This is a genomic window from Flavobacterium sp., from assembly GCF_044357305.1.
Classification (GTDB): Bacteria; Bacteroidota; Bacteroidia; order Flavobacteriales; family Flavobacteriaceae; genus Flavobacterium.
Window position 1 is genome coordinate 1 of sequence record NZ_JBIKPS010000040.1, and the last position, 13,268, is coordinate 13,268.

The 13,268-nt window shown below is 33.1% G+C and carries 16 protein-coding genes; 5 read left to right on the forward strand and 11 right to left on the reverse strand.

Annotation, left to right across the window (positions count from 1 at the left end; translation table 11 throughout):
* Positions 1–106 precede the first annotated feature (106 nt).
* A complete protein-coding gene (gene lepA, locus ACIQ2J_RS14365; protein WP_396171097.1) occupies positions 107–1,903 on the reverse strand; it encodes a translation elongation factor 4 in 1,797 nt (598 codons plus the stop codon).
* Positions 1,904–2,173: 270 nt separating this feature from the next.
* Here lepA and ACIQ2J_RS14370 point away from each other — a divergent pair, with 270 nt between their 5' ends.
* From ACIQ2J_RS14370 to dusB, 3 genes are all read left to right on the forward strand, one after another.
* Entirely contained in the window at positions 2,174–2,401 is a 228-nt protein-coding gene (locus ACIQ2J_RS14370) for a DUF433 domain-containing protein (protein ID WP_396171099.1), read from the forward strand.
* 5 nt (positions 2,402–2,406) lie between these two features.
* Positions 2,407–2,751: a DUF5615 family PIN-like protein gene (locus ACIQ2J_RS14375; protein ID WP_396171101.1), complete on the forward strand. Its 345-nt coding sequence runs from the start codon at positions 2,407–2,409 to the stop codon at positions 2,749–2,751.
* Between the two features lie 439 nt (positions 2,752–3,190).
* Positions 3,191–4,183 (forward strand): tRNA dihydrouridine synthase DusB, encoded by a 993-nt coding sequence (gene dusB, locus ACIQ2J_RS14380; protein WP_396171103.1) that lies wholly within the window; start codon positions 3,191–3,193, stop codon positions 4,181–4,183.
* An 83-nt stretch (positions 4,184–4,266) separates the two neighbouring features.
* On the opposite strand, the gene ACIQ2J_RS14385 is transcribed toward dusB, so the two are convergent.
* Entirely contained in the window at positions 4,267–5,472 is a 1,206-nt protein-coding gene (locus ACIQ2J_RS14385) for an ABC transporter permease (RefSeq protein WP_396171105.1), read from the reverse strand.
* On the reverse strand, positions 5,473–5,865 hold the full coding sequence (gene rbfA, locus ACIQ2J_RS14390; protein WP_396171107.1) for a 30S ribosome-binding factor RbfA: 393 nt from the start codon (positions 5,863–5,865) through the stop codon (positions 5,473–5,475).
* A 212-nt stretch (positions 5,866–6,077) separates the two neighbouring features.
* Here rbfA and mce point away from each other — a divergent pair, with 212 nt between their 5' ends.
* Positions 6,078–6,479, forward strand: a complete 402-nt coding sequence (gene mce / locus ACIQ2J_RS14395) for a methylmalonyl-CoA epimerase (protein WP_396171109.1) — start codon at positions 6,078–6,080, stop codon at positions 6,477–6,479.
* Positions 6,480–6,598: 119 nt separating this feature from the next.
* Here the strand turns inward: mce and fic are convergent, their stop codons facing one another.
* The 6 genes from fic to ACIQ2J_RS14425 all read right to left on the reverse strand — a co-directional run bounded on the left by fic (position 6,599) and on the right by ACIQ2J_RS14425 (position 11,252).
* Positions 6,599–7,480 (reverse strand): protein adenylyltransferase Fic, encoded by an 882-nt coding sequence (fic, locus tag ACIQ2J_RS14400; protein WP_396171111.1) that lies wholly within the window; start codon positions 7,478–7,480, stop codon positions 6,599–6,601.
* 573 nt (positions 7,481–8,053) lie between these two features.
* Positions 8,054–8,473: a hypothetical protein gene (locus ACIQ2J_RS14405; protein ID WP_396171113.1), complete on the reverse strand. Its 420-nt coding sequence runs from the start codon at positions 8,471–8,473 to the stop codon at positions 8,054–8,056.
* 35 nt (positions 8,474–8,508) lie between these two features.
* Positions 8,509–8,784 (reverse strand): hypothetical protein, encoded by a 276-nt coding sequence (locus tag ACIQ2J_RS14410; protein WP_396171115.1) that lies wholly within the window; start codon positions 8,782–8,784, stop codon positions 8,509–8,511.
* Positions 8,785–8,824: 40 nt separating this feature from the next.
* Positions 8,825–9,733, reverse strand: coding sequence for a hypothetical protein (locus ACIQ2J_RS14415; RefSeq protein WP_396171117.1), 909 nt, complete (start codon positions 9,731–9,733; stop codon positions 8,825–8,827).
* Positions 9,734–9,757: 24 nt separating this feature from the next.
* Entirely contained in the window at positions 9,758–10,399 is a 642-nt protein-coding gene (locus tag ACIQ2J_RS14420; protein ID WP_396171119.1) for a hypothetical protein, read from the reverse strand.
* Positions 10,400–10,508: 109 nt separating this feature from the next.
* The gene (locus ACIQ2J_RS14425; RefSeq protein WP_396171121.1) at positions 10,509–11,252 is read right to left on the reverse strand and encodes a fibrobacter succinogenes major paralogous domain-containing protein; all 744 of its coding nucleotides are present in this window, start codon (positions 11,250–11,252) and stop codon (positions 10,509–10,511) included.
* Between the two features lie 125 nt (positions 11,253–11,377).
* On the opposite strand from ACIQ2J_RS14425, the gene ACIQ2J_RS14430 reads away from it, so the two are divergent.
* Complete coding sequence (locus tag ACIQ2J_RS14430) at positions 11,378–11,752, forward strand: helix-turn-helix domain-containing protein (protein WP_396171123.1); 375 nt, start codon at positions 11,378–11,380, stop codon at positions 11,750–11,752.
* A 324-nt stretch (positions 11,753–12,076) separates the two neighbouring features.
* On the opposite strand, the gene ACIQ2J_RS14435 is transcribed toward ACIQ2J_RS14430, so the two are convergent.
* Positions 12,077–13,069, reverse strand: a complete 993-nt coding sequence (locus ACIQ2J_RS14435) for a DUF3871 family protein (RefSeq protein ID WP_396171125.1) — start codon at positions 13,067–13,069, stop codon at positions 12,077–12,079.
* Between the two features lie 74 nt (positions 13,070–13,143).
* Positions 13,144–13,268 (reverse strand): JAB domain-containing protein (locus ACIQ2J_RS14440; protein WP_396171127.1); only part of this gene is annotated, 125 nt, incomplete at its 5' end.

Genomic DNA, 13,268 nt, shown 5'->3' on the forward strand with positions numbered 1-13,268 from the left:
TCATTGGGTTTGTATATATTTCAAACTTCGTACTTCGTATTTTGTACCTCGTACTTCGTACCTCGTATTTTGTACTTCGTACTTCGTATTTTGTACCTCGTACCTCCTAGTCATTCAACTTCAACACCGCCATAAACGCCTCTTGCGGAATTTCAACATTTCCTACCAAACGCATTCTCTTTTTACCTTTTTTCTGTTTTTCCAAAAGTTTACGTTTACGAGAAATATCCCCACCATAACATTTAGCAGTAACGTCTTTACGTAAGGCTTTTATCGTTTCACGGGCAATAATTTTGGCTCCAATTGCCGCTTGAATCGGAATATCAAATTGCTGTCTCGGAATCAACTCCCGAAGTTTTTCACACATTTTCTTACCAATATTATACGCATTACTTTCGTGTATCAATGCCGAAAGTGCATCCACCGATTGTGCGTTTAACAAAACATCCAATTTCACTAATTTGGATACTTTCATCCCAATTGGCGTATAATCAAATGAAGCATATCCTTTAGAAACCGTTTTCAATCTATCGTAAAAATCAAATACAATTTCGGCCAAAGGCATATCAAAATTCAATTCCACTCTTTCGGTGGTCAAATACGTTTGGTTGGTAATAACCCCACGTTTTTCAATACACAAACTCATTACATTTCCAACATAATCGGCTTTGGTAATGATGGTTGCTTTAATATACGGTTCTTCCACACGGTCTAACTTAGATGGGTCTGGCAAGTCGGAAGGGTTGTTAATCACAAACGAAGTATCCGGTTCTTTTTTGGTGTAAGCCAAATACGAAACGTTAGGAACCGTAGTAATTACCGTCATATCGTATTCGCGTTCCAATCGTTCTTGGATGATCTCCAGGTGCAACATTCCTAAGAATCCACATCGAAAACCAAACCCTAATGCTGCCGAACTTTCTGGCGTAAAAACCAACGAAGCATCATTCAATTGCAGTTTCTCCATTGAAGCACGCAAATCTTCGTAATCTTCGGTATCAACGGGGTAAATCCCAGCAAATACCATCGGTTTTACATCCTCAAAACCCGTAATCATATTGGTGGTTGGCGTTTTAGCATCCGTTAAGGTATCCCCAACTTTTACTTCTTTCGCCTCTTTAATTCCAGAAATCAAATACCCAACATCTCCAGTAGAAATAACGCTTTTCGGAACCTGATTCAACTTCAAAGTTCCCACTTCATCGGCAAAATATTCATTGCCAGTAGCCATGAATTTAATTTTTTGCCCTTTTCTTATTTCCCCGTTTTTTACACGAAAAATAACCTCAATACCTCGAAACGGATTGTAATGCGAATCGAAAATCAATGCCTGTAAGGGTTCGTCTTTATTTCCTTTTGGAGCAGGAATTTTTTCAATAATGGCAGCCAAAATATTTTCTACACCAAATCCAGTTTTACCCGAAGCGTGAATAATATCCTCCAATTTGCAACCTAATAAATCAATAATATCGTCGCTAACTTCTTCTGGATTAGCACTTGGCAAATCCACTTTATTCAAAACCGGAATAATTTCCAAGTCGTTTTCTAAAGCCAAATACAAGTTAGAAATAGTCTGTGCCTGAATACTTTGTGCTGCATCTACAATTAAAAGCGCGCCTTCGCAAGCCGCAATAGACCGCGACACTTCGTAAGAAAAATCTACGTGTCCCGGAGTATCAATAAGGTTCAAGACATACTCTTCCCCTTTGTAAGTATACTCCATCTGAATCGCATGACTCTTAATGGTAATCCCACGTTCGCGCTCCAAGTCCATGTTGTCTAGCAACTGCGCTTTTTCCTCCCGCGCAGTAACCGTTTGGGTTGCCCCAAGAAGTCGGTCCGCAAGCGTACTTTTTCCGTGATCAATATGTGCAATAATGCAAAAATTTCTTATATTTTTCATGCTCGAATTTTGTCAATTTTTTGGGCGTTACCACAATTCCACTATCGTTCCATTGTTGGTCGGGCTTTCCGCTCTATCTTTTGTTCCGCTACCGCTGCACAAAAGGATGCCGCTGCAATCCCTAACGCAAACCCCAATTATTAAGGATTTAATCTGCAAATATAAACCAAAGATTTGGATTGCGCCTTAGTTCCGCAGCGATTGTTAATCGGTTTTTTGTAAATAGTATTACAAAATCTTTAGTATATTTGTGTACTTAATACTTTAATTATGAGTGTAACACAAGAAATAGTTGTTAGAAACAGAGCAATAATGAATGGAAAACCTACAATTAAAGGAACCCGTATCACAGTAGAATTAATATTAAAAAAACTTTCCGAGGGTATTACTGTTCCCGATTTGGTCAAAATTTATCCGCACCTAACAACCGCGCAAATACTCGCAGCACTAGAATATGCTGCAACTATTATTAGTAACGAAGAACTTTTAGACGTTTAAAAAAAATGATTATTGCCGATGAAAATATTCCTTTGCCAATAATTGAAATGTTAAGAGAAAATGCTATCGAAACGGTTTCAATATTCGATGAGTATAGAGGGATTTCCGATGTGGCGATTATTAAATTGGCCCAAAATCCGCCCAAAATTATTCTAACAGAAGATAAGGATTTTGGAGATTTAATATTTGCATACAATCAAAAAGAAGTAAGTGTTATTTTATTACGTTACCATTATTCAGAACTAGAAAAAATCAAATCTATCTTATTGAATTTTCTTCGTACCCACACTATTTTAATGCATTCCTTTATTGTTATAACATCCAAAAATATAAGAATTAGGAAGTTATAATAAAAAAAGAAATTTCTACTATTTATATTAGTATTGGCGGATTGCAGGGTATTCCTTTTTATAAGACTTACTATTTAAAAATTAAAATTGCAAAACCTTTTGAAACTAATTCTTTTAAACCATTAAGGAATTAAGAAAAATTAATGCTTGACTTTAGTTTATATTTTATTCTCGCAAAGGCGCAGAGTCGCAAAGGAATTACTGATTAATTGCGCCTTTGTGTCTTTGCGAGACAAAATATAATACATTTTTTATTCGTACACTAAAATAGTTGCGTCTTGGCTCCCCTCTTCTTTGGTGAGGATTTGGTGGTGAGGCTTAATAAAGTAAGACTTAATGGACCTTACTATCTTAATGGTTTAAAATTGTAAAACCTTATTTTTCCATTATCTATTTTCTATTCTCTCAAAACCTCTATCTTTGCCCAAAATTACTACCAATGCCCAAAATAGGCAACATTATATTACCTGATTTTCCACTACTACTTGCTCCTATGGAAGACGTGAGCGATCCGCCATTTCGTAGATTGTGCAAATTGCATGGTGCCGATTTAATGTACTCCGAATTTATTTCTAGTGAAGGATTGATTCGCGATGCCGTTAAAAGCCGAATGAAATTAGACATTTTCGATTACGAACGCCCTGTTGGAATTCAAATATTTGGTGGTGATGAAGAAGCCATGGAACTATCAGCTCGAATTGTAGATGCCGTGCAACCCGATTTGGTGGATATTAATTTTGGTTGTCCTGTAAAAAAAGTAGTTTGTAAAGGTGCTGGTGCTGGAGTTTTGAAAGACGTCGATTTGATGGTGCGTTTAACCAAATCGGTAATTAAAGGGACCAATCTTCCGGTAACGGTAAAAACCCGTTTGGGTTGGGACGAAAGTTCTATAAATATTGATGAAGTTGCCGAGCGACTGCAAGATATTGGCGTGCAAGCCTTGACGGTGCATGCAAGAACGCGCGCACAAATGTATAAAGGCCATTCCGATTGGAGTCACATCCAACGAATAAAAAACAATCCTAGAATAACCATGCCCATTTTTGGTAATGGCGATATTGATTCTCCCGAAAAAGCATTAGAATATAAAAATAAATACGGCCTCGACGGCATGATGATAGGTCGTGCTGCCATTGGCTATCCTTGGATTTTTAACGAAATCAAGCACTACTTTGCTACTGGAGAACATCTGGCAAAACCAACCATTACCGATAGAGTAGAAGCAGCTCGCAACCACTTAACCTGGTCTATGGATTGGAAAGGGGAACGCCTTGGAATTGTAGAAATGCGTCGTCATTATACCAATTATTTCAAAGGCATTGCCAACTTTAAAGAATACCGATTGAAACTGGTAACTATTGAAGACCCTGAAGTTTTGTTTCAAGCATTGGATGAAATTCAGGATATTTATACCGATCCAATTATTTACTAAGCCAACATCAGTAAAAAGTAAAACTAATAAGAAAATTAGTAAAATACTTAATGAATCTTAATCTCTTAATGGTTTAAAAAATTCTAATCCAATAACTTTTTAGTCACACGGCTACTTGCAATAACACTTGCAATAAATCCTAGCAATAAAATTGTAATAAAAACAATCCCTACATTTTGAATAGAAAACACCACCGGGTAAGCTAAGGAAGGGTTTACCATAATTATTTGAAATTGCTGTTGCACAAGAACGATAATTATTCCAATAAGTAAACCAATAATTCCTCCAAAAAAACTCAAAAGTGTTCCTTGTAACAAAAATATTTTACGCAAATCTTTTACTTCAGTTCCCAAATTGAACAATGTTTTTAAGTTGGCTTTTTTATCTAAAATCATCATGATAAGTGCGCCAATCAAATTGAAAAGCGCAATAATGATTACCAAAGTAAAAATAAGATATACCGCAATATTTTCGGTATTCAGCATCTTATATAAAGTGGCGTTTAGTTGGGCGCGCGTTTTAACTTCTACCGTATTGTTATAGATTTTGGTAATAGCAGCGATAACTTCAGCATTATTAGCATTGGGTTTGGTTCGTATTTCAATTCCCGAGATTTGGTGGGGTTGGTACTGTAATAATTCTTGGGTTAAAGCCAAATCGGCGAAGACATATTTAGAATCCAATTCCTCGCTAATGGCATAAATTCCAACTGGAACCAACGCTAATTTGGTAAAAGAATCTTCTGGATTTAATGAAGAAAAATCCCCTTTCCCGGGTTTGGGAGCCATGACTTCCAATACATTGTTTACATCAAATAAACCAAGAGAAAGTTTTTCCGAAATGCCGTAGCCAATTACCACCTGATAGGTATTTGGTCGAAACCATTGCCCATTGAATAATTTTTGGGAGGCTTTATTTACTCTAACAAAATTAGAATCTACGCCCTTTAGGTAAGCAACTTGTTGTTTACCGTCAAAAGAAAAGAGCACGCGTTCTTCAATTATTTTGCTGTAGGAAGCAACTCCGGGATGGTTTTTTATTTTCTGTTCTTGCTCGGGGTTTAGCAAAAACGATTTTCCGGCAATAGAATTTACCTTTAAATCGGGGTCGAAATCATTAGAAAAGGACAAACTAAAAACACGCAATCCGCTAAAAACCGATAGTACTACAAACAATGCCATGGCACCAACAATAATTCCTCCCGAAGCAATTCGGGTAATAATGTTGATAGCATTATTTTTGCTTTTGCTAAAAAGGTACCGTTTGGCTATGTATAGCGGGAAATTCACTTACGATCTTCTTCGTTTTTCTAGTAATTCTCTGTTGGTAATTGGGTTTTCTTTACCTGCAAGAGCGTTGTCAATTTTCTCAATATAATCTAAAGAGTCGTCGATGTAAAAAGCAAGATTAGGCACTTTGCGCAATTGCAATTTAACGCGTTGCGATAAATCGTGTTTGATTAAAGGCATATTCGATTTTACTGCTGCTAGTATTTCTTCTGCTCTGTTTTGAGGAAAAACACTGATGTATACCCGTGCCACACCTAAGTCGGTGGTGACAACTACTTTAGAAACCGAAATCACCAAGTTGGTAAGTCCGTTTTTTCTCACTTCTCCTTGAAGAATATCTACTAAATCATTTTGTAGAACGCCTCCTATTTTTTTCTGTCTGTTCGTTTCCATTTGGCAAAAATACGATTTTTTTAGAGCCACAAAGGTGCAAAGGCGCAAAGTTTGTTATTTTGAAGTTTTATATACGAATTTTGCAGTATTTTTACGGAAAATTAGATGATTAGATTTTTAGAATCTTAGATTTTTAGATCGTTAGATTCTTAGAATCTCAGAACCTTAGAACCTTAGAACCTTAGTATCTCATACCCTCAGAACCTTTCCCCATGAAAAAAATAGAACACATAGGAATTGCAGTGAAAAGTTTGGAAACCTCCAATTTGCTTTTCGAAAAATTATTCGGAGCACCTTCTTACAAACAAGAGGAAGTTGCGAGTGAAGGAGTGAAGACGTCCTTTTTTAGGAATGGTCCTAATAAAATAGAATTATTAGAAGCAACCAACCCAGAGAGTCCTATTGCAAAATTCCTAGAAAAAAAGGGCGAAGGCATCCATCATATTGCTTTTGATGTGCAAGATATTGTTGCCGAAATGAAGCGCTTGCAAGAAGAAGGCTTTGTTTTGTTGAATGAAGTACCTAAAAAAGGTGCCGATAATAAACTGGTTTGCTTCTTACATCCCAAAACTACCAATGGGGTATTGATAGAATTGTGTCAGGAAATGGAGTAAATGGGATTGGTTTTCTAATTCTACAAAATAGATATTCTTTTTCAGATTTTGCTCTATTTTTGCTAATCTCAGCAGCTATTTTTTGAGATTTAAACATTGTTTTTCAAGGCTTTTCTTTATCACTCTTCGTAGTAATAAGAATAATCAATGCCCTTCATAAACATTTCCCTATTGTTAATTTTAGAAGTGAGTGCGATTTTTATTAATTGCATTAATACACTACTATCCAATGTGCTAATGATCATAGCGTTCATGTAGTTGTCTTTTTTTATTTTACTCCAGTCGACACATTTTTTAAGTTGTTTTTTCAGTATCAAATCCAGCCATATTCTTGTGCTTCTGCCATTACCTTCCATGAAAGGATGTGCCTTGTTCATTTCAGCATACTTTAAAATTATTTCCTCTAGAGTGGTTTGAGGCATGGTATCTATTTGTTGCAATGTGTTTATTAAGTGCTGTGCATACACAAACCGATAACCTCCTTTTGAAATACTTTTTTCTCTGATTTGACCAGCAAAATCATACAAGCCACCAAATAGATAAGCGTGGATTTGTTGCAAACCCTTGGCGGTACCTACTTCAAATTCGTTTATTAAATTGCTTTCAAAAAACGTGTATGCTTTCTTTTTACTTTGTCCGTCAATGCTGGTGTCACTATACAAGAACCAATCTAAAAATTTAGTAGCCTTGTTATTTGGAAAACTTTTGGATAGTTCCATAATACCCGAACTATCCAACATATCGGTTTTGTACTTTTTACCGTCTGATGCCGTTAATTTCAGTTGGGTAGTGGCACTAACCAACTGGTTGTCTTCTTTTTTTAACTTAGCTTTTAGGTATTTCCAATAGTTTCGAATTTTTGTATAGTCCGACTCTTCATTCAGCACTCCTACAATATCTAATACACTGAACCACCACTTGGCATGTTCATTGTCCCAAGTAGCTCGAACCTCACGGTCATTGAAAAAACGTATGGATATCTTTATTTGTTCTCTTTTCATTCTTCGCAGTATTCATTAGCGCAGATTTAGGGTTACAATCTGTGCCGAAAAATCATCTTAAAACAAATCTAACAAAATTATTTACAATCCATTATCAAATCCTGTATAAATTTTAGCATAACGAAACAAACAATAGGTCCTGCCCTGAAACAAAAGCGTACAATTAGGAGAAGATTTTCAAGAATAAATACTTACAGTAGCAACCTATATATCTTACATCCCAAAACCACCAATGGAGTTTTGATAGAATTATGTCAGGAAATGGAGTAAAGGGGGTTGATTTCCTTAATGTTATACATTTGTTGGGTATCAATTGCATCAAAAAATAAAAAACACTTGCAATAAATTAAAAATAGTAGTAATATTGCAACCTCTTAACCGGTCCTATAGCTCAGTTGGTTAGAGCACCTGACTCATAAACTACTGCCACTTTCCCCTGTATTCCTTTAGTAGTAAACCATCACAACAATCATTCAAATTTATGTACACACTTTTTGCACTCTGCATGCTGTGTTAAACATTATTTTTGTCAAATTTAGTAGTTATTTTTTATTCTATCAAGAATATTAATTCCTACTTTTTAGTATCTGGTTGAATTTCAAAATCATCACCTCCACCTTTTTTATCATAAGTGTAAGTAATATTTTCAATAACTACACCTTTTCTCATTTCTCCAAAATTATCTGCATGATATAGAAATGGATTAAGTGAAGGAGTTTCTGGGTTAGTATTTTTATCTTGTAAAGGTTCTTGTTCTTTACTCTCTGGTTTTACTACTTTTTTTCTTGTAGTAGCTCGCTTATTTTTAGTAGTTGACTTTGTACTATCAGTTGTTGGAGAAGTTATTTGAACTTGATTAACAGCTGCAACTTTTTTATTAAGTTCCTCTTGTAGTTTGCTAAGCTTGTTTTTTAACCTGCTTATTTCAGTAAATAGCTTTATGATTATTATACTTAATACAACTACGGTAGTTATTAATAAAAATGTACTCATAAGTTATTTTTAGGATATTAGTATAAAAGTAAATATTATAACTCATTACTTCTAATAAAACTTTTTAAAGTTGCTTTATCTGGCAAAGGTGCAGGTAAAAAATCAGATTCTCCATACCCATGAGCATATACTTTAATTCTAACACCTTCCTCTGATAGCCAAATCACTGTTCTACCACTTGAACTTTCATTTATAAAGGTGCCTTCACTCTGTTTTTTATAGCCAAGCCTTCTTATTGTTCTCTCACACTCTTTGTAAGGAGTATTTGGAGATTTTGTAAAGAGTGATTTAAGGTAAAATAGTATTGACATTTTCTAGGGTATTTTTTTTGTTTAATTCTTTTGTGATTGATTATAATGTTTCAAGAATGTTTATAGTTCTAGTTATAATTTTTTCTAATTCTATATATGGAATGCCACTATTTATCAATCTTTCTGTTCTAAATGCCTGATTGCCATTATTGACATATCCTCTAAATAAAAAATGAAAATTACCATAATTATGCATGTTTTGAGTATCATTTAAATATTTATTTAATAAACTTTTTAATACAATAATTAGTTTTTGTTTGAATTTGTTACTAAGATACTTTGCCCCTGATATATTTGTGCTAATAACTCCATTTTCATTATCTAAAAATATTTCAAAGTAATCATTAAATTGAGAATTAAATCTTTTTTCTTCAAACATGCTTTTTTTATTAAACATGATATCAAAGTATTCAATGTCTTTTGAAAAACAATGATTACAATTTTTGTTTAATAATTCTTTAAGCTTTTCTCCAGCAAAATATTCTGATTGTCCATATTTAAAAGGAATATTAAAATCATCAAACATTATCATTTCATGAGTTGAACTACCAATTAAACATTCCCTGCATCTATAATGGAATTCTAATGAAACTTTTTTATGTAAATATTTTACTGGGCGCACTAAATATTCTTTAGATATTATTTCTTCAGGAAATTTAATATGACCATACCTTAAATTGACAATTTTAGCCATTCCAATCATATCAAATATTTTTTTATTTCCAAAATCTGTTAAAGTTTCTGATGACCAATAAATATCTTCTTCAAAGTTGCCTAACTTTTTGCAGTGAAGGTTTTCATATATCAATCTAAGTTCATCTGTAGTTGGTAATCTCCAGTTTTCTCCTAAATTTTTACAAAGTCCATTTGCTTCTTTCCAATTATATTTTCCTAAGTCAAACTCAAAAACTTCAACTTCATTTCCCTTTGAATCAGTAATTTGCAACATACACTTTAAATTTCTTTTTGTAAATTACTCAAATTGTTGACTTAAGACTTCTTCTATTAATGAATCAATAAGAGAATTGTGGATTTCTTCAAAATAAGTTTGGTTTTGAATCATAGATAATCTTAAAAAATATTTTTCTTTATTATCATCATAAAATGAATAATGTTCTTTTACAGAATATAAATCATTCATAAACAGAGCATCTATAGTTGATTCAGCACTATTTATCTCTGTTACATACATAATGCTATGAGTATCATATTTTTTTGCACATACTTTTTTATATTCATGGATGAAATATTTTTTATATTCATTAACTATTAATCCTCTATACAATAGTAACTCATTAGTTTTGCCATAAAATTTCATATGGTTAGTAATTGCCCAATGGGCAATATATGCGGTTAATGGAATTATATCTTCATCATTTATAATATTTGTTTGAAGTGATGCAAAAAGGCATAAACCATAGTTGCCTGTAGCTTGACAACTAAAAAGTTTCTTAGTAAGAAGCATTTCAGGATCTTCATCATAATCATATAAATAAAGATTAACTAATCTATTGATAAGTTGATTAAAGGCTAAATTATCTACATTTCTATTATTGATATTTTCTATACAAATTTTAGATTGAATGTTTAATTCTTGGTCAAAATTATCTATCATAAAATATATTGTGAGTTAAATAAAGGAGAAAATTTGTCAATGAAGGTTTTGACTGTATGCCTCACTTCAAAATAGTAGTATTATGAGAATTAGTTTTTATTAAAAATTATTAATCCTTAATACATCTAACAGAATACCCACATTTATTGTAACTAGCAAAAGCAGTATTGGGTTCTCCTTGTGAATAGATATTAAAACTTTGAGTTCTAAGCGCACTTCCTGGAAAAGGTGTTGATGTCCACATACATGACATGCCTTTTAAGTATTCAAAATGATTGTAAGTAACGTTGCCATTACCATCTTCATCTATTGCTCTATATCCAGACCCTAAAGCAGTAAAACCTGTTTCATTTGTTGCAGGATTAGGGTCTCCCCAATGTGCAAATCCAGTTTCTCTAAGTAACACATCAATTGATGTCACTATAGAATGACTCTGCATTATGTAATGACATTGATTAATCAGAGCATTAAATTCACTTTTACTTGGGATATGATATCCTTGTGGTGCAAGTCCTCTTGGGTCATAAACAGCATAGGCATTATATAGCTTCCCATAAGAAGCATTTGCAGGGTCATTGTTATAATAGCACCATGCACCAGATGTAAGGTGATTCCATTGTATTTCATTTGTTACTTGAGGAATGACATCCCCATTTCTGTAATGCGTAACATCTAAATTTCTTTGCGTCCAAACTTGTGAGCCAATTACTACTGTGTTATAGGTATTTCCATCAATATCATTGACAGGTGTTGCTGTTAATGGGGGATTGTTGTCATTATTGCTTGCATTTCCACCATTACTACAGCTAAATAAAAGAGAAGAAAGAGTTAATATTAGAATAATTTTTTTCATAGTTAAAGTAGATAAAAGAATAAGTTTTTTCATTATTGAGTAGATTTATACAAATTAATATAAAGCGACAATAAAATCCTACAATAGGTATTTGTAAATTACAAATGAATTATTATCTTAGCATCATGGAAAACACTAACAAAGAAAAGTTTAAAGCTAATCGTATCAAAGTACTCAGAGAGAGCTTGGGATACAGTCAAGAATATGTTGCTAGTCAGTTGAACATTACTCAACAAGCATTAAGTAGGATTGAACAAAATCCAGAAAACGCTACATTAAACAGGTTAAAGGAGTTAAGTCTAATTTTAGGTGTGTCTTTAACAAGTGTTATAGGTGAAGAAGATACTTATATTTTACAAAATTTCCAACAACAAGGAGGGCAAGCATCTACTGTAATGTATATGACTGGTATATCTGAAAATGAAAGAAAAGCATATGAAAACCACATTAAAGATCTAAAAGAGCAACTTATATTATTGTCTGATTTACTAAAAAAATAATATTAGTTACAACTCATACTTGTAGAAAATATATTAAGAGGCTGAAATATTTCCAACCTCTTGTTTTTTATAATTTTATCTAAGTAGTGTTATTACAATTACAGCTATAAGCATTACAATAAATGAAAGGGAGTAAAAACCGTACTTTGTAATTTCAAATATTGATAAAGAGCTAACTTTTTCAGTAGAACAGAAAGTTATAATAAAAAGACCTGCAAAATAGCATAGTACTATATAAAGTAGTATGTATATAAATATTTCCATTGTATAAGATTTTAAAATTTATAAAAAGAGGCTAGCTATTACACCAACCCCTGTAATGTATTATTGAATGAACCATGCATGCTTTGAACTTCTATTATTAAGCGCATGAGATACACCTTCTGCAAAATGAAAAGCATTTACACCTCTATCAAGAAACGTATCAACATAGGAAGACTTGTTAGAACCTGTTAATAGGTTATAGAAATTCCATAGGTTAATGTCTCCACTTTCATCTTTACAGAAACTTTCATCTTGATAATAGTCTTTTGCAACAGTTGTAAGATGACCATCTGTAAGGAGTAATTCAGGAAGCAACAACTTCTCTTTTTTAGGTAGGAAATTGTACAATCTACTCTTACCTATTAACTGTGCAAACTGAGATTCTGAAAGAGAATATTCAGTAAGTTGCTCCATAGAGTGAATGTGTCGGTGCATGTTATAGGAAGTAAAAAGTTGCAGTATTTTATCTTCTAAATCAATAGCAGACATAGCTTTTAATTCCTCTTTGAAACCATCTGTAGATACGCAAAGGTTGCAGCACACCATATTCTGGAAACCTATAAAAATTTTAAATTTCTCATACGTCTTTTTGTTATACAGATTTTCTGTATTGAGCGCACGAACTCCACCAACAGTCAAAGCAAGAGTATTGCCATTTATTGTTTCTGTAATAGATGGAATTCTAATGATGAAAGCCATACGTTCATAATACGTAGTTTTCTGATGTTCCTGCAAGTCCTTTACTGGAATATGAATTGCATCAGGAGTTCTACCTTTTATCTGATGACTTACCCTAATTTCAGGTTCTTCTATGACTTCATTAGGAAATATACTCTTTACAGCATTCCAAGTGGTATCAATAAACTCCTGGTGTGAAAGTGTAGTTTCGTTATCTTTTGTGAAAACTGGAATAATGCACTTGTTTTTTAGAAAAGATAAACTAACCTCTTCTGTATTAGCTTCTACAAATGGTCTTTTAGCTACTTTGTTTGAATCTGTTGTAGCTGGTTGATTGAACGGTACAACATCTGTACCTTGAAAATTAAAATTCATAGTTTTAAAATTTAAATTATTAATAAATGAAAAATGACCTACCATTTCTGATAAGTCATTTGTTGTTTTGAAGTTTAGAAGATGCCTCCATCCTTTAGAGAGAGGTATTCATCAAATGGAGAGATAATAATATGATCAAGAAGCTTGATGTCTATTAAATTAAGCGCTTTGTCTAATTTCTTGGTTAATTCTTTATCCT